The following is a 21,525-nucleotide window of genomic DNA, read 5'->3' as shown; positions in this document are numbered from 1 at the left end:
CGCTAATTGGAAGATTTTTCTTCTAAAGAAGAAAAATTTGAACAATGGCGTTATAAGCATTAATTGTGGTCATTGAACTGTAAGGAGTTGTAATTATGGGAAAATATACAGGCAAAATGATTATTTCGGATTTGGACGGTACGCTTATTCCCCGGGGGGGCGCGATTTCCCCGGAAAACAGGGCAGCTATTGCTGATTTTGTGGCAGAGGGGGGACGCTTTGCCATTGCCACGGGACGTACCCCTGAAGCGGCGGCGGGTTATGTGGAAGGACTGCCAATTAATGCCCCGTCGGTGTTCTTTAATGGTGCCATGCTCTATGACTGGGTGCAGAAAAAGGTAATCAAAACACTGCCATTGACCGCTGGTGACGAAAATGATCTATGGCCGAAGTTTGCCCGTAAGGCTCTGCAGGATTTTCCCGAAGCATGTCTGGAGGTCTATACTGCTGAGAACTGTCATATCATTTCCCCGGAAGCCAATGACGATCCACGTCTGCCTAACGAGTTTTACAGCTATGGCCACACGGATTTGGGACAGCTTACAGATACCACCAAGACACCATGGCTGAAATTTTTTGCCTGCGACAAGCATGAGCATTTGGAAAAATATGTGGTGCTGGCTGAGAAAATGGGGGTAGCGGAGCTGGCCAATGGCTTTTACTCCGAGGACAATTATTATGAGTTTGTAGCCAAGGATGTATCCAAGGGCTCCATGCTGGCCTTTATCAGAGAACAGCTGCCGGGCATTGAGATAATCGCCTGTGGTGACTACCTTAACGACAATGAAATGCTGGCTGCCGCCGATATTGGCATAGCCCCGGCCAACGCCCATGAGGATACCAAAAAAATAGCAAAGCATATTGGCTGTGCTGTGGAAGATCATTTGCTGGCCTGGATTGTAAAGAATATAGCTTAATATTCCAGATGCTTTTGGCAACGTAAAAGACCTCCATTTTCTAATGGGGGCCTTTTTAATAGGTGGGTTCTAGCGCAATTGTTCAAATGTTACTTTTCGAAAAGAAAATATATATTACAAAAAAGCATAGATAACTATTTTCTATAAGTATTGGTATTGGTTTTGCTCCTTTGTTATACTCTAACCATCAAGAGGAAATGTGATAGCAAAACAGGGAGGAAAAACCATGAAAAAGACATTGAGAACAGTTTTGGCAGCAATGTTATGTGCAGGCGTGATGACTATGGGTATAAATACAGAAGCAGCTATTCAGGGGGGAAATGCAATGCAGAGTGCAGAGCAGCAGAGCGATCGTGTTATTAAGGCCGAAAAGCTGAATATGACCAGTGAGTGGGACAAGGTTTTTGCCAAGAGTGATAAGGTGGACCATAAGAAGATTACTTTCGTAAATCGCTATGGAATTACATTGGCGGCAGATATGTATGTACCAAAGAATGCTTCTGGTAAAATGCCGGCTATAGCAGTAAGCGGACCATTCGGTGCTGTAAAGGAGCAGTCCTCCGGGCTGTACGCTCAGGAAATGGCAGAGCGGGGATTTTTGACCATTGCCTTTGACCCGTCCTTTACTGGTGAAAGTGGAGGTACTCCACGTTATGTTGCTTCCCCTGATATTAACACAGAAGACTTTTCAGCGGCTGTAGATTTTCTTTCTGTTCAGGATAATGTGGATTCGGAGCGGATTGGTATTATTGGTATTTGTGGCTGGGGCGGCATGGGTATTAATGCTGCTGCCATGGATACCCGCATCAAGGCAACGGTGGCTTCCACCATGTATGATATGTCCAGAGTAACTGCCAACGGTTATTTTGATTATGAAAAGGATGCTGAGACATTGGCCAATGAGCGTTATGCCAACCGTCAGGCCCTGAATAACCAGCGTACCGAGGATTATAAAAATGGTTTCTACAAGAATGCCGGCGGTGTGCCGGATGTACTTCCAGAGGAAGCACCTTGGTTTGTAAAGGATTATTTTGCATATTACAAGACCGAGAGAGGCTATCACCCACGGTCCCTTAACTCAAATGGTGGCTGGAACATGACCTCAGGACTGTCCTTTATGACCATGCCGCTTCTTTCCTACAGTGATGAAATCCAGAGTGCAGTAATGGTACTTCACGGTGAAAAGGCCCATTCCCGCTACTTTGGGGAGGATGCCTTCAAGAAGCTGAAAGGCGACAACAAGGAATTGGTTATTGTTCCGGGGGCTTCCCATATCGACCTTTACGACAACAAGGATAAAATTCCGTTTAATAAGCTGGAAGAATTCTTTAAGAAATATTTGAAATAAGCAACATGCAATAAGCAATAAAATAGGGACGTTCCCCAAAAGATGGAACGTCCCGTTTTCCCGTTATGAAAATCTTTCCTGCAATGCATTGCAAAAGCACTGGGAAGGCTTGGAAAAGACCTGATTTGTTTCACCGTCACCGCTGATTACATGAAAATGAATATAGACGAAAAATAGAGTTGACTTGGAGTTTGCTTTAAGTGATAAAGTAGAGGCAGATAAATTAATTGGGAGGAACCTATGGATAGGGGCAAATTAACTAACTCCATGATAATAACCATACTTTTGCCAATAATGTTTTTGTTGGTGATGTGCTTTCACTATATCCCCAAGGTGCTGCACGAGGTAATAGGTGTGGCATGGCTGGTGCTGGTAGGTGTCCATCTCTATCAGAAGAGACAGTGGTTCAAGGGACTTGGCAAGGGAAATTGGAATCCTTTGCGGGTTATAGGCACTGTCATTAATATATTGCTGATAGCAGTTGTACTGGTGGCTGTATTGGCCGGCTTGGGCATTTCAAATCATCTCCTGAAGGATATAATGCCCTTGGAAATTCAGCGCAGTATCACCATACATCAATATCATGTTTCATTACCATACTTAATACTGATAGTGAGCGGTATTCATTGGGGACTTCATTGGAAGGGCTGGATAACTCAGTGGAAAAAGGCCTTAAATGTTGAACTTTCTCCATTAATTGGGCGTATCATGGGAGCTCTGTTGGGCGTGGCAGTGCTGGCTGTTGGCGTATATGGCTCCTTCCTGAATCGGGTAGGGGACCGCCTATTAATGAAGCACATTTTTGCCACCGAAGCCACCAATGAAACAGGGGTGGTATATGCACTGTTAATGTGCGGAATAATGGGGATATATGTGCTTATAGGAAAAGCAGTTGCAGCCTTCCTAAAAAGAAATTAGTCATTGATCATATCAAAGCAGCAGTGAGGTTTATTATGAACAGACGGGAATTTTTGAAAATCAGTGGAATAGGTGCCATGACCCTGTTTATGTCAGGCTGTGGCCTTTCGGCACTGAAGGATGATAAGAAAAATGTAGTTCCCGAAAAGGGCAGTGTGTCAGGAGGAAAAAATATGAAGATAGTAGTTATTACCAGTAGTCCTCATGCTAAGAATGAGTCCACATCAATATATTTGGCAGACAGGTTTACAGAGGGGGCCAAAAGTGCCGGCCATGAGGTGTTTACCTTTGATGCGGCAAATGGTGACACACATCCATGCAGGGGCTGTGATAAATGCGGTATGGATGGCCCATGTATTTTTAAGGATGATATTGAAAATATTCTCATGCCAAAGATGCTGGAGGCAGATCTTATTGTACTGACCACGCCACTGTATTATTTCGGCATGTCAGCCCAGTTAAAGATTATCGTGGACAGATTTTACTCCCGTACCGGCAAGCTACACGGGAAAAAGTCTATAATGCTTGCAACAGCCTACAACAGTGCTGATTGGACCATGGAAGCTTTGATTAATCACTACGAGACCCTGGTTCGCTATATGGAATGGAAGGACGTGGGGCAGGTAATGGCAACAGGCTGTGGTGCCCGCTCCTTGGTGGAGAAGTCCGAATTTGCAGATATGGCCTATAAAATTGGCACCAATCTGTAAATAAAAAACACAAGCATTTGGGAGGTACTTTTTTATGAGTCGGTCAAGAGAAGCTGTTAAGATAGTTCAAACTGCGGGGCGGCAGCAGTTAGGAGAATTTGCTCCGGATTTTGCCCGTTATAACGATGATATTCTGTTTGGTGAAGTTTGGTCTAAAAATGATATTCTTCCATTGAAGGAGCGGTGTATTGTTACCATTTCAGCCCTTGTGGCCAGTGGCATGGTGGACAGTTCCTTAAAGTATCATCTGCAGAATGCAAAAAATAATGGTATTACCAAGGAAGAAATGGCAGAAATCATCACCCAGTTAGGTTTTTATGGGGGCTGGCCAAAGGCTTGGGCAGCTTTCAATATGGCCAAGGAGGTTTATGCTGACGAGTCCTCCGCAACTTCTGCCACAGAAAATGAATCCTTAGAAAATATAATGGCAACAAGTCTGTTCCCTGTAGGTGGGGAAAATGTCAATTATGCCCAGTATTTCGATGGCAAGAGTTATCTGAATATGCTGTCCATGGCGCAGGTGTATGTGGGCAATGTAACTTTTGAGCCGGGTTGTCGCAACCACTGGCATATTCACCATGCGGACAAAGGCGGTGGCCAGATACTCCTTGTGACTGCTGGCAGGGGATACTATCAGGAGTGGGACAAGCCAGCCAAGGAGCTTAAGGCTGGAGATGTTGTAAATATCCCGGCCAATGTAAAGCACTGGCACGGGGCTTCACCAAATTCCGCTTTCCAGCATCTGGCCATTGAAGTACCGGGGGAAAATACCTCCAACGAGTGGTGCGAGCCAGTGGAGGCTGGTAAATATGATATGCTGTTATAGGAGGCAAATACAATATGAGCAAGGTACTCGTTATTTCTACAAGTTTGCGTGCAAAAAGTAATTCTGATATACTTACACATCGTTTAATTGGAGGGGCCAAGGAGGCTGGTCATGAGGTTGAGCATATTAGCCTAAAGGGAAAGAAGATTAATTTTTGTATTGGCTGTCTCGCCTGTCAGGAAACACAAAAATGCGTATTAAATGATGATGCCAATATTATCGCTGAAAAAGTTAAGGCGGCAGATACTTTGGTATTCGCAACACCAATCTATTATTACGAAATGTGTGGACAGATGAAAACACTTTTGGACAGGATGAATCCACTGTTTCCTTCCGATTATAGATTTCGCAACGTATACATGCTATCGGTGGCTGCCGAGGACGAAGAAAGCACACCTAAAAAAGCTGAAAATGGCCTTTTAGGCTGGGTGGATTGTTTTGATAAAGCCATTTTAAAAGGGACATTGTTCTGCGGCGGTATTAATGATCCGGGAGAAGCTGACTTAAAAACAAGAAAATTGGAGGAGGCTTATGAATTTGGTAAATCATTGCAATAGACTGAATTTAATAACCTTAGTGGTAGTTGCGCTGTTTGCTGCTATATTATTTGCGGGCTGTACCAGTAATGCCAATCAGAATCCCGAATATGTTAAAGAAGCAGTAATCAATCAGGGGGAAGTGGAACCAGTTATGATTTATGCACATGTAAATAATCATGTTTTGGAAATTGTTCCAGAAAATAATTCCTCGACAGCTGCTTTTATCGAGTTGCTAAAAAAAGGCGATATTTCCATAAATATGCATGATTATGGAAATTTTGAAAAAGTAGGGCCATTGGGAACTAATCTGCCAACAAATGATACCCAGATAACAACTCAGCCTGGTGATGTGATTCTTTATCAGGGCAATCAAATAACTATTTATTACGATACTAACAGCTGGAACTTTACCAAACTAGGTAAAATCAAGGGATTATCTCAAAAGGAATTAAAGAATATTTTGGGAGAGGGAAATGTAACAGTTAATTTTTCCTTGCAATGAATTGATTGAGATATTAGGTTGGTGAAGTCATGAACCGCAGACAATTTATTATAGGAGGTGCGGCCACTGTGGGATTGCTATCCTTGGGCGGAATTAGTTTTATTCATCGGCCGGAATTTGGGCGGCTTCCTCAGGGGGAAAGGCTGGCCCGCATACAGGCATCACCTCACTATGTAAACGGACAATTCTCTAGCAGGATAATTGTTATGTTTTGGCGAATAGCTAAAGCGGGAAATTTTGTGTATGTAGCTATTTTTTATGTAAGGTGAATCAAAGGAGAGTTTTGGCATGAAGGTTCTTATTATCAACGGAAGCCCACGGGTGGGCGGTAATACAACAGTGGCAATAAATGAACTGATGAAAACCTTTGAACAGGAAGGTGTGGAATCAGAGGTGGTTCAGATTGGCAACAAGGCCATTCGTGGGTGCATCGGATGTTATTCCTGTGCAGAGAACAAGAAGTGTGTGTTTGACGATGAGGTAAATCAGCTGGCTCCAAAATTTGAGGAGGCTGATGGCCTGGTGGTGGCAACCCCTGTGTACTATGCTTCCCCTAATGGAACGGTTCTGTCCTTCCTTGACCGTCTGTTTATGAGCTGTAAATTTGACAAGACCATGAAGGTGGGAGCCGGAATAGCTGTGGCCCGTCGGGGCGGCTGCTCGGCAACCTTTGATGCCCTGAACAAGTATTTTACTATCTGCGGTATGCCCATAGCCTCCAGCCAATATTGGAACAGTCTCCATGGAGCGGGGAAAGGTGAGGCTGAGCAGGATGGTGAGGGCTTGCAGACCATGCGGACTTTGGGCAAGAATATGGCATTTTTAATGAAGAGTATTGCCCTGGGCAAGGAGAAATATGGCTTGCCAGAAAAGGAACCATGGCAGCCAACGAACTTCATAAAATAATGTGCAAAGGGAAAGTGGTTATCTTAACTGGTAACCACTTTTACTATTTAAGAGATAATATATTATCTAAAAGTTGCAAAAAATGGCAATAATGGATAAAATATTAGTATGATAAACTTAGAACAAAGAACAGCAACAGAAATAAATAAGGATTTGGCAGGACGTGTGGCAAAATTGCGGAAAAGACGGAAACTTTCCCAGCAGGCCTTGGCACAACGTTCCGGAGTCAGCTTTGGCTCTGTGAAAAGGTTTGAACAAACGGGAGATATTTCCTTACAATCATTAGCTAAAATTGCAATTGCTCTTGAAGTGGAGGAGGAGCTGGAAAGCTTATTTAGTGGAGTACCCTATGGATCTTTAGAGGAGATAATAAATGAACAAGGTAGATAAGCTGACGGTCCTTTATCATGGGCGAAGGGTTGGACAGATGGCGTTAGCGCAAAATCGCATTGCTGCCTTTGAATATGATAAGGATTGGCTGAGTGATGGTTTTTCCATAAGTCCCTTTTCCTTGCCATTAGAAAAAAAGGTTTTTATGCCAAAATTTGACCCCTTTGAGGGGTTATTTGGCGTGTTTGCAGACAGTCTTCCAGATGGTTGGGGCAGATTGCTGGTGGATAGATTGTTGCGGAAAAAGAATATGGATCCGGCTGCCGTGGGAGTTCTTACAAGGTTGGCTATTGTTGGCAAATCCGGCATGGGGGCACTGACTTATGAGCCAGTGCTTGGTTTTGCTGATGTTCAGGAGGAATTATCCTATGATGTCATTGCCAGGGAATGTCAGAAGCTTTTACAGGAGGAACAGACGGATGAATTGGATTTCCTTTTTGCAAAGGGCGGTTCTTCTGGTGGTGCAAGGCCTAAAATATTGACAAGTATTGAGGAAACTCCGTGGATTATAAAATTCCCCTCCACTTATGACAGGAAAAATATTGGTGAGCAGGAATATAGGTATGCCCTATGTGCAAAAAAATGCGGTATAGACATGTCTGATGTGAAACTTTTCCCTTCTGGTATATGTTCCGGATATTTTGGTACGAAACGTTTTGATTATAAAGATGGGGTGAAGGGGGGGCAGCGAATACACATGGTTTCGGTTTCAGGTCTGCTGGAGACCTCTCATCGTATACCAAATCTTGATTATGATGTTTTGATGAAACTGACGCTGAAGCTTACACGGGATATGGAGGAGTGCAAAAAGCTGTTTCGTCTTATGTGCTTCAATGTATTTGCACATAATCGTGATGATCACTCCAAAAATTTTTCCTTTATATATGATGAAGCAGAAAAAAGGTGGATGTTATCACCGGCCTACGATTTAACCTATAGTGAATCCATAGGAGGGGAGCATGCCACTACAATTCATGGGGAAGGAAAAAGCCCGGGAATGAGTGATATACTGGAAGTGGCTAAAATGATAGGGCTAAATGCAAAGTGGGCAAGTGCTGAGGGAGAGAAAATCAGATATATTGTGAATCTGGACTTAAAAGAATATTTAATGAAGTAATAGCAGTGGCTGTCGCATTTGATGTTTTCCATCAGTGCGGCAGCCACTTTTTTTATGTAAAAAAAGAATTAATATTTGGGAAAAAATACCTTTTTACCAATTAAATTAATTTATTCAGTTTTCTTCCATAATTTGGTTGTAGAATATAAATCAGTTAATAGGCCTATTTAATTTTATTATTAATTATTTTGTGATTTGTTAATTCGCATTTGATTTGGAGGTATATATTATGAGAAAGACTATTGCAAGTATTACTATGATGGCAGTTATGGCAGTGAGCGGCAGTGTGTTTGCCAGCGAGGCACCTTTAGATAAGGTTGAGGCACCACAGACCAGCACCGTTGTGGAGAACGATATGGCCCGGGCACCTCAAAATGAAAAGGTTGTAATTAATAATGACAAGGAGACTGCAGAGAAGCCTGTTTTTGAGGAATTATTGCCAAATAATCCAACGGACAGGGCTGTGGCAGAGGAGATTGTAAATGAAAGTGGGGCAGAAATCCCTGTGGCTGACGGTCCTGCCATGGATAAGGCAACAGTACCAGCAGAGAATGCTGCACCAGAAAAGCCAGTTGTATCAGAAAAGCCTGCTGCATCAGAGAATCCAGCTATGTCCGAAAAGCCAGCTATGTCTGAAAAGCCTGCTGCATCAGAAAAACCAGCATCAGATAAATCTGCATCCGATAAACCAGCAGCAGAAAAGCCTGTTATGGATAAATCTGGGGTAAATCACTGGATTGCCGCAAAAAAATAAATAGTATATTGCTTTAATAATTAAAGGGAGGGCTTGCTTCGGCAGGCCCTCTTTTTGTGGATGTATGCAACTTAGTATAGTAGCAGCATTACCAGCCCACCGGAGGCGGACATGGCTACCATAAAGAATTTTAATATTGGGCGGGGAGCCAGACGGGTGAGCTTTGCACCCAGATATGCGCCAACTGCCTGCCCCACAAGAGTCTGGAGGAATATCCATAAATCCAGCTGGCCGTTCAGGAAGTATCCAAAGCCCCCTGCAATGGAAATGGGGAGAATTACCATCATGCAGGTACCAATGGCGTAGAGCACGGGAACCCCGAAGATTATCATAAGAGTCAGCTGTATAAAGGCCGCCGCCCCAATACCAAAGGCTCCGGATATAAGGCCGTTCACAATCCCCGCAATACTTCCATAGATGTAGAGCTTATGGCCTTCAAGCAAACCATCCCGGGGCGGAAAGTGCTTATTTAGCCACTGGGGCTGATACACCTTGGTGTAAAGGAGTACAGCGGACAGTACCATGATGGATCCGGACATTTTACCCAATATATCGGAAGGAATAATATTTGATATATTTGCTCCCATAAAGGCTCCCACCATGCCGCTGATGCCCAGCACAGCACCAGTTTTTGGAATAACATTCCCTTCCTTGAAATGGCTGAAGGCCCCTGACATGGTGGTAAAAACCATGGCGGAAAGAGCCACTGCCAGAGCAGTGTGTATAGGAACACCAAAGCCCACAGTCAAAAGGGCAATGGTGATACCGGCCCCGCCAATTCCAATAAATCCAATTATCATACCCATTATCAGCATGGAAACAAATAACATAATTCTTACCTCGTGTCTACGTTCTGCAATACGTCAATATTACATTTTTTCGAAGGAAAACACAACATATATTATTCAACAAAAAACTCCTGTGCTATATGTTCATTTGTTGAACAAATATAGCAAGGAGTTTTTTATTATGTGGTAATTTGAATGGATAATAAAGCAGCTTATTCTTTATATTGTATTACTCGTTGGAATCATATATTTCATCAATGGATCTTGCATCTGCCTGTACTTCATTGGAAAGCTCAGCAGGAACCATATCTCTGTCACCGCCGTGGTTCAGATAGAGGGAGTAATACTTAACAGCACTGCCCTTATCTCCCAGCATAAGACTATTGTAGCCTACAAAACGGTAGTTACTCTTTTCATCAGGCTTGAGAGTGATGGCCTTCAATGCCGCCTCATTGGAATCCGCATAGTTCTGGGCCTGCATCTGATAATATGCCATGTTGCTGTAAAGCCAGTAGGTATCATCAATGGAGTTATCCTCACATATCTTCAGCGCCTTGTCAGTGTATTCAATGGCCTTCTGGGTATAATCATCATTCCAGGTGTCATGCTTTTCCTTATACTCAGCATTCAGGGCATTAAGGGCACGGGACATATTGCCGGTGTGAATATAGCTGTCAGGATTTGCCTTGTAGGCTTTTTCAGCTTCTTTATAGGCCAATACATTAAGCCCCAGCTTGTTGTAGGATTCAAAGTGCCTCTCATAGGAAGATGCGTTTTCAGCAGACATTGCCATATTTTGGCGGCTGGTAATCTTGTCATTGCGTTCCTTTTCGGCCTTTTTCAGCTTTGCCTTGGTGCTTCTGTGCTCCTTGTCATAAATGTCAAGGGAATAGGAATTGGCAAGCATGGTCTGAAGGCTGTCAGAAAGTGCGGTGTCGGACAGGGCAGATTTCAGTTCCGTATAGGCTTTGTCATTAAGAAAATCAGGAGTGCCAAAGCCCCAGGACTCCACGGTGGAATAATCGTGAATACCCTTGCATATACCCCCGGCAATGAGATAAGCATTTTCCCAATCAGTCAGATTAGGTGTTTCACTGGCAGTCATAAAGTGCTTGTCGTCAATGAAAATATCAGTGCCATTTTTCACCTTTACATGGTTATAGCCATATTCCTCCATGCGCTGCTGAGCCTGTTCAAAGCGCTTTTGTGAAGCAGGATGGTTATATGCACCCACAAAGATTTCCTTTAAAAGGTTGCGGTCAGAATTGTCTCCCTTGGCCATATCAAGGGTCATGGCAGGGAAACCGCCAGGGTTAAAGCCTGCACTGCAATGGAGATAGAAGCCGTATTCGTCCGCATCGGCCTCAGAGAGGTTTGTGGTGTTCTTTACAGTAATGTAATTGCCGATATACGATCCCAAAGTTGCCTCCAATACATTGGCATTCATGGTGAGAAGTGCTGTGCCATAAGTGTAGAGTACCTGTTTTGGGGCATCCTTGGCAATATGCTGATGAAGCCCGTGAATCATTTCATGGGACATTACCGCTGCCACCTCGTCATCATTGTTAAGCTCTTCTAAAAGGCCACTGTTGACTTCAATAAAATCATTTGGATAGCAGGCGGCATTAAATTCGTCATTGTTGATAACACGCCATCTGAAGGGCAGACTGTTAGGCTCCATGGCATAGTGGCCCTGTTCTATGAGCTGGTTCAGAACCCTTGAAACCCGCTCGTTGTGCTCCACAGATGTATCGATACCATATTTATTCACGGTTTCATCAAGGGTTTTCTGCTGGGTTTCAGGGCTGTTGCCCCAGTTCAGCAAATAATTTCTCACCTGCTCGTACTCAACGGCAGCCTGGCCAACTGTTCCCAAAATGTTGCCTACCACATCCCAACCGCTGGCTTCTGCCACAGCAGGAGCAGAAAGGGGGGCAAAAGAAAAGGTACAAGCCAGCAAACCAGTGCTGAGGGTGTACATTATTTTTTTCTTCAAATCCATTTTTTTCAATTCCATCACCTCATTATTATTATGTAATTCATCATACTACTTTTGCTGAGTAAATTCATTATAAGAATATTAATGCTTCATTAATAAAAGGCTAATTTTGTTGGTGGATGTGGAATGAAATCAAAATTTATAATACAATAATGCTGGATATGGATTTTGCATCGGGGGAGGCATGGACTGCATGAAATACTACAAAATATTGGCATCGCTTATTTATATTGTGATGCTGTCAATTGTGATTTTTGGTGTTAATATTTCCTCCTGTCAGGCGGCACAGTGGGAATGGGTGACATCGACGGATGAAGTGGACTATGAAATTGACGTTTCCTCTGTGCAAAGAGCAAACCTTAAATTTGCAGGGGATAACGTGTTGTGCTGGGTGAAAACCACCACATTGGACAACACATACGGCTTGGCCAGATTTGCCTTCAGAAACAAGAACGGCAGTAAACAATATGTAATGCTCTCCGGAACTGGTTATGATGAAAACGGAAATGTTACAGGATGGGCCCCAACAATAAATGAACCCTTTGACATTCATTATCGGGCAATCAGCAAGGGCAGTATTTACGACGCTCTATATGACAAAGCTTGGGAATATGTAGATTAATTTGGGAATATGTAGACTAATATATTTGGGGCTGCTTCGGCAGCTCCTTTGTATTTTGTGATGCCAGCCCAGCGGATGGAAGTGGAGTATTGGTCATTAAAGTCGTATCTTTTCGTGGAGGAAGGGGGATTTCACATATTTTACAGGCATAGGCGGTGAAAGTATTGTACGCTCTCCTCCTTTAGTGAAAACATAGGGCTTTATTGGCTCTGCAGTGCGTATTATATCCCTTTCCCTTGGGCTTAGAATCAATGCCGCGGCTTTCCCCGTTTGGCCGTTGACCATTACACGGATCTGACGGTCATTTTCCCCTGCCTCTCTTTTACAGTCCAGAAAGTAAATCGGCAGCAACAAAAAGGCAAATTTATGCTTTCGGAGGTCGTGTGATGCCTGCAAAAGCTTACATTGCCAAATACCCAGTCCGGACCGAAGCCAATATGGTATTTTACTTTGCAAAACATAATTTGGGATGGCCGCCTGCCATTCCCCGATATTCTGGGAGGCAAAAAGCCGCACATTTCCCTCCAGATAGGCTGGCTTCATAATGGAAATCTTTCCGTAATCCCAAGGAGCCAGTTCATCCAGAAGATACCAGTCAAACATCAGCGTGCACACCCATGCCCAATTCAGGCACTCCTGGTAAAACCAGAAGGTGCCACGGTCTGAGCTCACCTCATATTTCCAACGGAAATCCGCCAGCTGGACGGGAACATAGGCAGCTATCAGTTCTGTTTCTGCCCGTGCTTCTATATCGTCATCCAAAAAATCATTCCTGTTCTGCCGCCCCAAGGCACTAATCGCCTGCCGCGCTTCAGATGGTTTTATATTGAAGGGAAGGCATTTTCCGTCAAAATTATACTTCCGTCCCACAATCAACGCTTCATCAAAATCCCCCGTTGACAAATGTCCAAAATCACCAAATTTCTGCCCGCAGTGGGGGCAGGTGAAAATATTATCCGTCAGACGCGGTGTCAGCTTCTTTCCGCAGTGGGGGCAGTTCATATCAATATAGGTTTTGTCATTAATGGCATTGAGTGCGGCTTCATCATATTCACGGATTTTGTCCACCAGACGGGTTCGCCGCATGTGCCACTCAACAGATGGTGGTGGCTGTAATGCCTTCTTGTCCATGATGGCCACATGTCCCAGCTTCAGATAGCCGTCGATTTCCTGCAATGGCTGGTGGCGAAAGGTCATGCCCGGGGTAAAATCCGCATCTGTCAGCGCAAAGGAAAAAAACTCCCCACAATAGGCACAATGAAAGCCACCTTTTTCCATGTCAGGGTACATGGGGGCACCGCATTTATTGCAGGCCAGCACCCCAACGGATACTTTTCCTTCCCTGGTATCGGTCATAAGATATACAATCCTCCTGTTTAAAATCTGATTGATTAATAATATTCCATTTTCTTTGTCAAAACCCTTTTGTGGAATGATCATCTTTTCTTTTTGTTCGTGTTGCCTTTGTTTTTATCCCATTTATTCAAATCAAATTAAAAAAAGGCCCTGCCTGTTATTGTGAGCATAACAGACAGGGGGAGAGTAATGAGAGAAGTGTAAGAAGTGTAAGTTAGCTTATTATTTATTAGAGATTACGCCTTCGCCAAAGGTGATGACTATGCGCTTCGGTGGGGTATACTGTGGAGGATATTTGGCCAAACCGATTCCCCTTGCAATCTTCTTTAATGATTCATTGGTAATTTTCTTTATTAGTAAATCCTTCGTCATAATCATTCACCTCTTTTTCCTACTGGTTTATGCGGCTTTCTCCTGGGCTGGCTTAGTGTCCTTCTGAGGCTTGGTATCCTCTGGCTTAACGATTTTCTTAATCAGCTTGATGATGTCCTTAATAATAGATCCGTTGCCACGGCCCTTGCCAAGGTGAATGCGTGGACGGCCGCCTGCAACCATATCTAATTCCATTTCGTTGAGTTCAAATTTCTTGTTCATAATATTATCTCCCTTCTTTATGGGCTGTGCCCTTGTTGTTTTCTGTCCTTACATACGGACTGGGGAGAAAAGCATTACAAAAATTTTAAAAAAGTTACCTTATTTTTTCCATAATTTTTCTGGTATGGTGGTTTTTGACAGCAGGCCGTGGATTAGGGTGAAGTAATCCGGCAATCTGTCCTTGCACCATTGAATATCAATGGAAAACATATCCTTGGTGATGGCGGTAAGGTCAAAGCCAAAAGCATCCATGGAGTAGCGCATTTTATCCGGTTGCCTGCAGGGGAGACCTTCTTTTCGGCTGCATGCTTCGCAAAAGATGCAGCCCCCTGAGGATAGGGCTACACTATCGGGGATGTGCTTTTCCATATCGAGAAGCTTTTCATCTAAATCAGTTTTCACCGATGATACGATTTCCCAACCCATATCTTTTATTTTGCCAGATGTATCAGCTTCGGCTATGGTATGGCTGCTAAGTTTTATTTTGGCACAAATTACATATATATAAGTGAATTTATCCAAGTATTTATCTACGTCAAAGAACAGGGGAGGGCAGGACCAGGTGGAATTGTAGCGGGGACATTCACGGCAGAACGCCATAAACTTTTCCTGATTCTGATATTTTCCCCTGAAATCACTGATGGTTATGTGGTTTGTATGGTATTCAACAGAATAATTCATAATATTTTTCCCTTTTCATGAGCCCTTTTGTCGTCAGTGGATGTTGTATCTGGCATTGTATTCCATGTTTATGTCGCGTATTTCCTTTTTACCCTCTATGTAAGGGCGGTACATTTCAAAGGCATCGCCAACTCCCAACTGACAGCCAGTGCAATTTTCGCAGCCCTCAGAACAGGCCAGGGCCTTGCGGACAATTTCCTCGCGCTCCTCACGGGTCGTATCTTTGATGAGTATACTTTTTGCCATAAGTTTGCCCTCCATTGCACGATACAATATCATTATCGTGGTCAATTTCTTTGGCAAAATTATAGCATGATGTGGTAGTTCATACCATTTATTTGTGGGTGGGCGTATGTCGGGGGGCTCGAGCGAAACGAAGTGAAGCAGTGCCGTTAAGCCCTCCTTTTATTCAAGTCAAATAAAAAAATGTCCTGGCTCGCTTTTGCCAGAACATTTATATTGATTTTCTGTCTTTATCTCACTTTGCGCGTCAGGCCATCCAAATAAATAATTATCGGTGGTTTCCAAGGACAAAAAAAGAAGGGGTATCGACGCTAATTTCTTAGTGTGATGCCCCTTTGTTTTTTATTTTGCATATCTTTTGGCTATTTGAAAGAATTGCTCTCCATCACTGCCCGGAACAACAGGCCTGTAAACGGAATTGTCAGGAGTGCTGGTGCCCTGATGGTCTATTTGATTGCCTTCACCATCAAATGATATTTTTTCAAAAATGGCATATTCAGGAGCACCGTTGGTTTCCCTAAAGGCGCAATGGTATACATTGCTTGATTTATCCTTTTCGATGTACTTATACCAGCACACTATATTGCGACCCAGCTCAGGATATTCCACCCATTCCACGGAGGATGCATCTATCTCCACAGTCTGCTCAGTACTTTCCGCTACCTTTTCCCATTGGGCAGCCTGACAATAAGATACATTGAAGCTGACCATGGCAAACATAACTACTGCAACACACATTTGGACTATCAAAAGTCTGCAATGCTTTTCCATATTTAACGTCTCCTTTAATTTAAATTCTCTCAGCGGAGATTATCATATCTTTTGGAAGGTGGGGTGAAGATCTTTTTGAAGAAATCACCGATGGCAGTAAGGCCCTTATGAACAGCATTGCTTAAAGCCGGGTTAGGGCGAACACGTGGGCGGCCACCAGCAACCATATCCAGTTCCATTTCGTTGAGTTCGAATTTCTTGTCCATAATATTATCTCCCTTCTGTGTGGGTTGTGACCCTGTTGTTTTCCGTCCTTACATACGGGCTATGAAGGGGTGTATTACAAAATATTTTAAAAATACCTTATTAGTTTGCTGCCATATAGAAATCATCTGAGAATGGTCCGTAATAACTATTGGTGTATTTACTGTATTTGCTGTATTTTTCCATATCTCCATAAAACTTTAGTTTATTAGCCAGATAAAAGCTCATTTCCCCGGCGGGCATTCTTATTCCTGTTTCTGCCCAGCTTCCCCAAGGATCAAGGTAATCCCGCTTGCCGTTGAAATCCTGATACATCCGTCGGGTGTCCCAGTCATAGAAGAAGCGGTATTCCATTATACTGACTATTACCCCCTGTCCGCCTTCGTAAAAATCCCGTTCATCGTCAATGGCACTTCTGGCAGTAACTACATTGACATCGATAATGTATTCAGGCGGTGCACACTTCTGAACCTTAAGTGAACTGCGGTCCACATACCATGCTGTTCCCATATGTCCGTCCACCAGGATATAATTTTTGTCCCCGTTAAGGTGGGTGGGGTAATTTGCTGAGGCAATGGCTGCAATGGCCAAAAGCATCAAACATAAGAAGAACATTATTACTTTTTTCATACTGATTATCCTCCCGCTGCGTTGTTATTATCTCTAATGAATAATTCTCCCAGTCATAAAAAAATCCTTTTTCTGATTGTTATTTATATATTATTTGGATAATAACCATCCAAAAGAAAAAGTGTCTTCCTTAATAGGCGGCCATTTTTTTGCTGGAATATGGAATAAAATCCAAATTGATGACATAATACTATTAAATATGGAATAGGGATGTGCATTGAAAAATATGGTATCAATAAAAGAAACAGTAAGGGATATATTTGGTTCGGAAGTCAGAGTAGAAAATCAACAATCTGTTTTAGGCGGTGACATCAATGAGGCATATCGTCTTTTGCTGTCAAATGGTGAGGAGGTTTTTCTCAAGATCAATAAAGGTGTTGGAGAAAACTTCTTCAGTGCTGAGGCAAAGGGGCTGGTGGCACTAAAAGATGCGGGGGCAAATGTGCCGGAAGTTCTTGGGATTGGGAGTGAGCCCACGGGGGAGAGATTTTTGCTCCTTCGTTACGAGAGAAGCAAGCACCCTGCAAAGGACTATTGGGCTCTCTTGGGACATAATCTTGCCAATATTCATCGTGCCAAAACAGCCTCCTGGACCAGGGACGGTGTGTATGGATTTTACGAGGATAACTTTATCGGTGCCACAAAACAAAAAAATAGCCCCAAGTCAGGCTGGACGGAATTTTTCCGTGACAACAGACTTGGGGCACAGATGAAATTTGCGGACCATTATTTTGACAAAGAAGACAGACGACTTTGCCATAAGCTTTTGGAAAAACTGGACGATTTTCTTGTTGAACCCCAGTTTCCGTCCCTGCTTCATGGTGATTTGTGGAGTGGCAATGTTATGCCGGACAGATTTGGCAAACCTATGCTTATTGATCCGGCAGTGTATGTCGGGCATCACGAGGCCGATATTGCCATGACGGAGCTTTTCGGTGGTTTTTCTCCTATATTTTATGCTGCCTACCATGAGATTATTCCCAAGGACTCCGGTTATGTGGAACGGCGGGACATATACAATCTTTATCACTTGTTGAACCACCTGAATCTTTTTGGAGGCTCTTATCTTGTTGCAGTCAGACGGATTTTGAAGAAATATGTGGGGTAGCTAAGACTTTAAATTTCATTGTTTTAGACTATCTAAGAGCCTTTAGCAGGGGATTTATCCTGATATAACGAGCTTTAAGATGTCCCCCACCTCTTTAGGTGGGGGAAAACAAACTACAACAGCTGGCGAGCATATCTCCCAGCTCGTTGAAACGCTAATTGGAAGATTTTTCTTCTAAAGAAGAAAAATTTGAACAATGGCGTTATAAAGGGTTTTTACATTATCAAATGGAATATAACTTATATATGTGTATTGTGTAGGAAAGGCGTTAATCGTAGAAGGTTGGTGGTGTGATGACCAAGAAGCAGGCTGTGGAATATATAAAAAGTGAATATGGCGTTGAGGCGGACTATCCCTGGGAGGAGCTGGATGCCTTTGTTTTTCGCCATCGGGTAAGTCAGAAATGGTTTTGCCTTTTTATGGATATCCCCGCCAACAGATTGGGGCTAAATGATGATACTGTCATTACTGTAATTAATCTTAAGGCTCCTAAATCCATGCGGGAGGATTTGCTGCGGGAAGAAGGTATTTACCCGGCCTATCACATGAACAAGCAGCATTGGATAAGTCTGGATTTGCGCAAGGCAAACAAAAAGATGCTGGAAGTGCTGATGGATATGAGCTTTAAGGCAACGGGGCTGAAAAAAGATATGTAATAAGGAGCATTTTGCATGAAAAAGATTCGTATTACGGTTATGAGGAAGGCCTGTTATCATGACCTTATGGAAAAATATGAAAATCCCATAGACCATGCCTGTGATATGGTGGAGGAACAGGTCTTTATTGCTGACGGGTGGCAGCGGCCTGAGGGCCTTTGCGAAAGTGCCTGGGAAAGTATGTCTCCCTTCGTGATGACCCTTGCCCACGGGGGCGGTAATTTCTATGACGGCTGGATGAAGAATCCGAAGTCTGCCATGATTTCATGCAATGACGGCTTTCGTCCCGTGAGCTTTTTAATAGAAGCTATTGAGGAAGAATAAGTCAGTATTTTGCCCTGATGGAAGTCGCTGATGACATAAGGTGGACAAAGAAGGCCAGATAGTAAAAAAACTTCCCATTAGAATTGAATTAATATTCAAAATAGTTTTATAGTTCTATTGTAGGAATATAAACAATTGTATATAATGTGTGTACCTAGAATTCGGGGGCAGAGATGCAAAGGGCGTATCTGCCGTGTTGATTTGTAAAACTGAATAGGAGGGATTTGACGTGAGGTTTGGTTGGTTTCCTAAATGCCTGATGGCCATGGCTTTGGCAGCTTGCTTTGCCTTGGGGTGTGGCAACACTCCAATGGCTTCAGCAGAAGCGGACATGAGCAAGGTTGACACCAGCATTCAGGCCATTATCGGTACCTGGCGTGAGGGGGATGCCCTTGATGCCAGAGTTTTAAGGGTAAATCCTGATTACACCTATGAACTGGACTACAGGGGAGGAGGAGCTTCCTATGGTTCAGTAAGGGTAATCGCTGAAGAGCATCCGGATGGCACATATTCTCCTTGGTACGTTTTCGATGAACCGGACGGGGAGAACTGGGCCATGTTCCCAAAGAATGATGAGGACGGTACTCTTCAGAAGCATCTCTGGTCCGGCCAGGACGGTGCCCTGCATTTTATCCGTTTTGACAATTACGAGTATGCTGGCAGCACCGAGGGCATAGCTCCGGAGGATTACCTTGGGGTATGGGCCTGCGGCCGTTGCACCATCGTTATCGAGAAGGAAAACAATGCTTATGTGGCAAATGTTAAGTGGGCCAGCAGCGCAGCAGAGCACAGGGAATGGTTCTATAATTGCCGTTATGACAAGGACAGTGCCATTCTTGTTTGTCCTGGTAATGGTATTTGCACCGATTCCATCGTATATGATAACGGCAAGGAAAATGACGTTAACGTATACGCCGATGGAAGCTGTGAGCTCGTTCTCCGTGAGGGCGTGCTGAAGTGGTATGACAACAAGGAAAAAGCCGGCCAGGATATGGATTTCTTGAGATGATTTTTGATTTTAAAGAGGAGGGTATATATGAAAAAACGTTTATTTATTGGCTTGTTTGCATTTTTTGTTATGTCATTGCTTTGCATAACAACCCTTTCCCCATCCGCAGAGGCAAAGCCGCATATTGTTTACCATGTGGAGCATGTATATTTGCAAACACCTGGTGAGGCTACCATTGAAGGTTATTTCGTCAATGAAGGTGATACCGATGCTTATGCAAAGTGGGTTGATCTTGACCTTTCCCTTACAGCCGACAACGGACAGCTGATGTGGTCAGACAGCGGTATTCGTCATTATTTGGATATTGAGGTTCCGGCCTATGAATATGTATATTACACCTACTATATCCAGAACGATGACATTCCGGAATATCATCAGAGATTCACCTGGAAATCCCATACCAACACCCATTGGAGCACCAGCGCCGGCTGATGGAACAGTTTTAACCAGTAAGTTCGGCGTGGATGCCGGATAATTTAAGAGGGGAGCTATGACGCAAAAAAGTGTCGGCTTCCCTTTTTGCTTTCATTGAAAATGTCGGTGATGACTAAGAAAATTTAACGCTCAATGGGAGGGGGAGCATGCTTGATTTTATGAACTATTTAATATACAATATATATGCTTAAGAGGGAGAAATACCCAAATCAGCAATAACTGTAGAAGCAGCATTTTCGACTGTTCCGCAGCACAATGGCTCATTTGTGGTTAATTGCTGTTTTTTCTCAGGGTGAACAGAGCACAAGCTGCTGTACCTGAGTTTTTTTATGTAAAAAATTATGATTAGGGGCGTGAGATCAGATTGGAAGATAAGCTGAAAATTTACGGGTTTAACAACCTGACCAAATCCCTTAGCTTTAATATCTACGATATTTGTTATGCTAAGACACCCAGAGAACAACAGGATTATATAAAGTACATTGATTCACAGTACAATTCTGAGCGTCTGACCAAAATTATGTTTAAAGTGACGGAAATGATAGGCGCCCAGGTTCTTAGTGTGTCCAAACAGGATTATGATCCCCAGGGGGCCAGCGTAACCCTGCTCATTGCGGAGGAGGCGGCGGTTTCCTCGGGGCAGAAGAAGCCATTGGGAAATACTGTGGTTAAACCTGTTAATGAAACAATACTGGCCCATCTGGACAAGAGCCATGTTACAGTGCATACTTATCCAGAATTTCATCCGGAGACCAGTATAGCTACCTTCCGCGTGGATATTGATGTTGCCACCTGCGGGGAGATTACACCGCTGAAGACCCTGGATTATCTTATTGGCATGTTTGATTCGGATATAATCACCATGGATTATCGCGTAAGGGGCTTCACCCGTGACCTTTCCGGCAAAAAATTGTTTATGGATCACAATATCACTTCCATTCAGAACTTTATTGACAAGAAGACCATCGATGAATACGACACGGTGGATGTGAACGTATATCAGGCCAATTTGTTCCACACCAAGATGCTTATCAAGGAGCTGGACCTGAAAAATTATCTGTTCAATACGGATATTTATGAGATACCACCAAAGACCCGCCTGGAAATACATGACAACCTGCGCAAGGAAATGATTGAAATCTTTAGCGGGATTAATGTTTTCTAAGGAGATAAGGTAA

The 21,525-nt window shown here is 43.4% G+C and carries 28 protein-coding genes; 18 read left to right on the top strand and 10 right to left on the bottom strand.

The annotated features are described in order from the left end of the window. Window positions 1–95: 95 nt before the first annotated feature. The 11 genes from T525_RS0107030 to T525_RS15610 all read left to right on the top strand — a co-directional run bounded on the left by T525_RS0107030 (window position 96) and on the right by T525_RS15610 (window position 8,927). Window positions 96–917, top strand: a complete 822-nt coding sequence (locus T525_RS0107030; protein ID WP_027406628.1) for an HAD-IIB family hydrolase — start codon at window positions 96–98, stop codon at window positions 915–917. A 226-nt stretch (window positions 918–1,143) separates the two neighbouring features. After that, complete coding sequence (locus T525_RS0107025) at window positions 1,144–2,265, top strand: alpha/beta hydrolase (protein ID WP_027406627.1); 1,122 nt, start codon at window positions 1,144–1,146, stop codon at window positions 2,263–2,265. A gap of 240 nt (window positions 2,266–2,505) precedes the next feature. Then, the gene (locus T525_RS0107020; protein WP_027406626.1) at window positions 2,506–3,183 is read left to right on the top strand and encodes a hypothetical protein; all 678 of its coding nucleotides are present in this window, start codon (window positions 2,506–2,508) and stop codon (window positions 3,181–3,183) included. 35 nt (window positions 3,184–3,218) lie between these two features. Continuing rightward, a complete protein-coding gene (locus tag T525_RS0107015) occupies window positions 3,219–3,893 on the top strand; it encodes a flavodoxin family protein (RefSeq protein WP_051533467.1) in 675 nt (224 codons plus the stop codon). A 34-nt stretch (window positions 3,894–3,927) separates the two neighbouring features. After that, the gene (locus tag T525_RS0107010; protein WP_027406624.1) at window positions 3,928–4,719 is read left to right on the top strand and encodes a carboxymuconolactone decarboxylase family protein; all 792 of its coding nucleotides are present in this window, start codon (window positions 3,928–3,930) and stop codon (window positions 4,717–4,719) included. Window positions 4,720–4,733: 14 nt separating this feature from the next. Next, a complete protein-coding gene (locus tag T525_RS0107005; protein ID WP_027406623.1) occupies window positions 4,734–5,276 on the top strand; it encodes a flavodoxin family protein in 543 nt (180 codons plus the stop codon). Next, the gene (locus tag T525_RS0107000) at window positions 5,251–5,760 is read left to right on the top strand and encodes a cyclophilin-like fold protein (protein WP_198022646.1); all 510 of its coding nucleotides are present in this window, start codon (window positions 5,251–5,253) and stop codon (window positions 5,758–5,760) included. The genes T525_RS0107005 and T525_RS0107000 overlap by 26 nt, the downstream gene beginning before the upstream one ends. A gap of 288 nt (window positions 5,761–6,048) precedes the next feature. Continuing rightward, the gene (locus tag T525_RS0106990; protein ID WP_027406620.1) at window positions 6,049–6,666 is read left to right on the top strand and encodes a flavodoxin family protein; all 618 of its coding nucleotides are present in this window, start codon (window positions 6,049–6,051) and stop codon (window positions 6,664–6,666) included. A gap of 108 nt (window positions 6,667–6,774) precedes the next feature. After that, complete coding sequence (locus T525_RS0106985) at window positions 6,775–7,056, top strand: helix-turn-helix domain-containing protein (protein ID WP_027406619.1); 282 nt, start codon at window positions 6,775–6,777, stop codon at window positions 7,054–7,056. Beyond that, window positions 7,040–8,173: a type II toxin-antitoxin system HipA family toxin gene (locus T525_RS0106980; RefSeq protein ID WP_027406618.1), complete on the top strand. Its 1,134-nt coding sequence runs from the start codon at window positions 7,040–7,042 to the stop codon at window positions 8,171–8,173. The genes T525_RS0106985 and T525_RS0106980 overlap by 17 nt, the downstream gene beginning before the upstream one ends. Before the next feature lie 229 nt (window positions 8,174–8,402). After that, entirely contained in the window at window positions 8,403–8,927 is a 525-nt protein-coding gene (locus T525_RS15610) for a hypothetical protein (protein ID WP_027406617.1), read from the top strand. A gap of 71 nt (window positions 8,928–8,998) precedes the next feature. Here T525_RS15610 and T525_RS0106970 read toward each other — a convergent pair whose 3' ends face one another. Beyond that, window positions 8,999–9,757 carry a sulfite exporter TauE/SafE family protein gene (locus tag T525_RS0106970; protein ID WP_027406616.1) on the bottom strand — a complete coding sequence of 253 codons (759 nt, stop codon included), beginning with the start codon at window positions 9,755–9,757 and terminating at the stop codon, window positions 8,999–9,001. 187 nt (window positions 9,758–9,944) lie between these two features. Further along, a complete protein-coding gene (locus tag T525_RS0106965) occupies window positions 9,945–11,717 on the bottom strand; it encodes a M48 family metallopeptidase (protein WP_232219198.1) in 1,773 nt (590 codons plus the stop codon). A gap of 190 nt (window positions 11,718–11,907) precedes the next feature. Between T525_RS0106965 and T525_RS0106960 the strand changes: the two genes are divergently transcribed. Further along, on the top strand, window positions 11,908–12,336 hold the full coding sequence (locus tag T525_RS0106960; RefSeq protein WP_027406614.1) for a hypothetical protein: 429 nt from the start codon (window positions 11,908–11,910) through the stop codon (window positions 12,334–12,336). Window positions 12,337–12,432: 96 nt separating this feature from the next. Here the strand turns inward: T525_RS0106960 and T525_RS0106955 are convergent, their stop codons facing one another. From T525_RS0106955 to T525_RS0106920, 8 genes are all read right to left on the bottom strand, one after another. Further along, the gene (locus T525_RS0106955; RefSeq protein WP_027406613.1) at window positions 12,433–13,692 is read right to left on the bottom strand and encodes a hypothetical protein; all 1,260 of its coding nucleotides are present in this window, start codon (window positions 13,690–13,692) and stop codon (window positions 12,433–12,435) included. Between the two features lie 222 nt (window positions 13,693–13,914). Further along, window positions 13,915–14,064: a hypothetical protein gene (locus T525_RS16300; protein ID WP_156945640.1), complete on the bottom strand. Its 150-nt coding sequence runs from the start codon at window positions 14,062–14,064 to the stop codon at window positions 13,915–13,917. A 27-nt stretch (window positions 14,065–14,091) separates the two neighbouring features. Beyond that, window positions 14,092–14,286 (bottom strand): hypothetical protein, encoded by a 195-nt coding sequence (locus T525_RS0106945; RefSeq protein WP_027406612.1) that lies wholly within the window; start codon window positions 14,284–14,286, stop codon window positions 14,092–14,094. 99 nt (window positions 14,287–14,385) lie between these two features. Continuing rightward, window positions 14,386–14,967: a DUF2284 domain-containing protein gene (locus T525_RS0106940; RefSeq protein ID WP_027406611.1), complete on the bottom strand. Its 582-nt coding sequence runs from the start codon at window positions 14,965–14,967 to the stop codon at window positions 14,386–14,388. A 33-nt stretch (window positions 14,968–15,000) separates the two neighbouring features. Beyond that, window positions 15,001–15,213 carry a hypothetical protein gene (locus T525_RS0106935; protein ID WP_232219196.1) on the bottom strand — a complete coding sequence of 71 codons (213 nt, stop codon included), beginning with the start codon at window positions 15,211–15,213 and terminating at the stop codon, window positions 15,001–15,003. Window positions 15,214–15,552: 339 nt separating this feature from the next. Next, window positions 15,553–15,981 (bottom strand): hypothetical protein, encoded by a 429-nt coding sequence (locus T525_RS0106930; RefSeq protein WP_027406609.1) that lies wholly within the window; start codon window positions 15,979–15,981, stop codon window positions 15,553–15,555. Window positions 15,982–16,010: 29 nt separating this feature from the next. Then, on the bottom strand, window positions 16,011–16,187 hold the full coding sequence (locus tag T525_RS16295; protein ID WP_156945637.1) for a hypothetical protein: 177 nt from the start codon (window positions 16,185–16,187) through the stop codon (window positions 16,011–16,013). A gap of 100 nt (window positions 16,188–16,287) precedes the next feature. Continuing rightward, window positions 16,288–16,815, bottom strand: a complete 528-nt coding sequence (locus tag T525_RS0106920) for a hypothetical protein (RefSeq protein ID WP_037325413.1) — start codon at window positions 16,813–16,815, stop codon at window positions 16,288–16,290. Between the two features lie 226 nt (window positions 16,816–17,041). Here T525_RS0106920 and T525_RS0106915 point away from each other — a divergent pair, with 226 nt between their 5' ends. The 6 genes from T525_RS0106915 (at window position 17,042) to speD (ending at window position 21,512) form a co-directional block, all read left to right on the top strand. Then, window positions 17,042–17,923, top strand: a complete 882-nt coding sequence (locus T525_RS0106915) for a fructosamine kinase family protein (RefSeq protein WP_037325411.1) — start codon at window positions 17,042–17,044, stop codon at window positions 17,921–17,923. 293 nt (window positions 17,924–18,216) lie between these two features. Beyond that, window positions 18,217–18,579 (top strand): MmcQ/YjbR family DNA-binding protein, encoded by a 363-nt coding sequence (locus T525_RS0106910; protein ID WP_027406606.1) that lies wholly within the window; start codon window positions 18,217–18,219, stop codon window positions 18,577–18,579. 15 nt (window positions 18,580–18,594) lie between these two features. Continuing rightward, complete coding sequence (locus T525_RS0106905) at window positions 18,595–18,903, top strand: TIGR04076 family protein (RefSeq protein WP_027406605.1); 309 nt, start codon at window positions 18,595–18,597, stop codon at window positions 18,901–18,903. A gap of 229 nt (window positions 18,904–19,132) precedes the next feature. Then, a complete protein-coding gene (locus T525_RS0106900; protein WP_027406604.1) occupies window positions 19,133–19,912 on the top strand; it encodes a hypothetical protein in 780 nt (259 codons plus the stop codon). A gap of 27 nt (window positions 19,913–19,939) precedes the next feature. Next, on the top strand, window positions 19,940–20,344 hold the full coding sequence (locus tag T525_RS0106895; RefSeq protein WP_027406603.1) for a hypothetical protein: 405 nt from the start codon (window positions 19,940–19,942) through the stop codon (window positions 20,342–20,344). Between the two features lie 367 nt (window positions 20,345–20,711). Further along, window positions 20,712–21,512, top strand: a complete 801-nt coding sequence (speD, locus tag T525_RS0106890; protein ID WP_027406602.1) for an adenosylmethionine decarboxylase — start codon at window positions 20,712–20,714, stop codon at window positions 21,510–21,512. Window positions 21,513–21,525: the final 13 nt, after the last annotated feature.

The organism is Anaerovibrio sp. RM50 (genome assembly GCF_000622005.1).
Classification (GTDB): domain Bacteria; phylum Bacillota; class Negativicutes; order Selenomonadales; family Selenomonadaceae; genus Anaerovibrio.
This window is presented reverse-complemented; position numbering and strand designations above follow the sequence as displayed.

Excerpts from the sequence above, each read along its gene's own strand:
- T525_RS0106915 (WP_037325411.1), top strand. The coding sequence starts at position 17,042 with ATGGTATCAATAAAAGAAACAGTAAGGGATATATTTGGTTCGGAAGTC.
- T525_RS15610 (WP_027406617.1), top strand. The coding sequence starts at position 8,403 with ATGAGAAAGACTATTGCAAGTATTACTATGATGGCAGTTATGGCAGTG.
- T525_RS0106920 (WP_037325413.1), bottom strand. The coding sequence starts at position 16,815 with ATGAAAAAAGTAATAATGTTCTTCTTATGTTTGATGCTTTTGGCCATT.
- T525_RS16295 (WP_156945637.1), bottom strand. The coding sequence starts at position 16,187 with ATGGACAAGAAATTCGAACTCAACGAAATGGAACTGGATATGGTTGCT.
- T525_RS0106935 (WP_232219196.1), bottom strand. The coding sequence starts at position 15,213 with ATGGCAAAAAGTATACTCATCAAAGATACGACCCGTGAGGAGCGCGAG.
- T525_RS0107010 (WP_027406624.1), top strand. The coding sequence starts at position 3,928 with ATGAGTCGGTCAAGAGAAGCTGTTAAGATAGTTCAAACTGCGGGGCGG.
- T525_RS16300 (WP_156945640.1), bottom strand. The coding sequence starts at position 14,064 with ATGACGAAGGATTTACTAATAAAGAAAATTACCAATGAATCATTAAAG.
- T525_RS0107005 (WP_027406623.1), top strand. The coding sequence starts at position 4,734 with ATGAGCAAGGTACTCGTTATTTCTACAAGTTTGCGTGCAAAAAGTAAT.
- T525_RS0106940 (WP_027406611.1), bottom strand. The coding sequence starts at position 14,967 with ATGAATTATTCTGTTGAATACCATACAAACCACATAACCATCAGTGAT.
- T525_RS0106910 (WP_027406606.1), top strand. The coding sequence starts at position 18,217 with ATGACCAAGAAGCAGGCTGTGGAATATATAAAAAGTGAATATGGCGTT.
- T525_RS0106895 (WP_027406603.1), top strand. The coding sequence starts at position 19,940 with ATGAAAAAACGTTTATTTATTGGCTTGTTTGCATTTTTTGTTATGTCA.
- T525_RS0106965 (WP_232219198.1), bottom strand. The coding sequence starts at position 11,717 with ATGGATTTGAAGAAAAAAATAATGTACACCCTCAGCACTGGTTTGCTG.
- T525_RS0107030 (WP_027406628.1), top strand. The coding sequence starts at position 96 with ATGGGAAAATATACAGGCAAAATGATTATTTCGGATTTGGACGGTACG.
- T525_RS0107025 (WP_027406627.1), top strand. The coding sequence starts at position 1,144 with ATGAAAAAGACATTGAGAACAGTTTTGGCAGCAATGTTATGTGCAGGC.
- T525_RS0106930 (WP_027406609.1), bottom strand. The coding sequence starts at position 15,981 with ATGGAAAAGCATTGCAGACTTTTGATAGTCCAAATGTGTGTTGCAGTA.
- T525_RS0106945 (WP_027406612.1), bottom strand. The coding sequence starts at position 14,286 with ATGAACAAGAAATTTGAACTCAACGAAATGGAATTAGATATGGTTGCA.
- T525_RS0106955 (WP_027406613.1), bottom strand. The coding sequence starts at position 13,692 with ATGACCGATACCAGGGAAGGAAAAGTATCCGTTGGGGTGCTGGCCTGC.
- T525_RS0107015 (WP_051533467.1), top strand. The coding sequence starts at position 3,219 with ATGAACAGACGGGAATTTTTGAAAATCAGTGGAATAGGTGCCATGACC.
- T525_RS0106990 (WP_027406620.1), top strand. The coding sequence starts at position 6,049 with ATGAAGGTTCTTATTATCAACGGAAGCCCACGGGTGGGCGGTAATACA.
- T525_RS0106985 (WP_027406619.1), top strand. The coding sequence starts at position 6,775 with ATGATAAACTTAGAACAAAGAACAGCAACAGAAATAAATAAGGATTTG.
- T525_RS0106970 (WP_027406616.1), bottom strand. The coding sequence starts at position 9,757 with ATGTTATTTGTTTCCATGCTGATAATGGGTATGATAATTGGATTTATT.
- T525_RS0106905 (WP_027406605.1), top strand. The coding sequence starts at position 18,595 with ATGAAAAAGATTCGTATTACGGTTATGAGGAAGGCCTGTTATCATGAC.
- T525_RS0107020 (WP_027406626.1), top strand. The coding sequence starts at position 2,506 with ATGGATAGGGGCAAATTAACTAACTCCATGATAATAACCATACTTTTG.
- T525_RS0106980 (WP_027406618.1), top strand. The coding sequence starts at position 7,040 with ATGAACAAGGTAGATAAGCTGACGGTCCTTTATCATGGGCGAAGGGTT.
- T525_RS0106960 (WP_027406614.1), top strand. The coding sequence starts at position 11,908 with ATGAAATACTACAAAATATTGGCATCGCTTATTTATATTGTGATGCTG.
- T525_RS0107000 (WP_198022646.1), top strand. The coding sequence starts at position 5,251 with ATGAATTTGGTAAATCATTGCAATAGACTGAATTTAATAACCTTAGTG.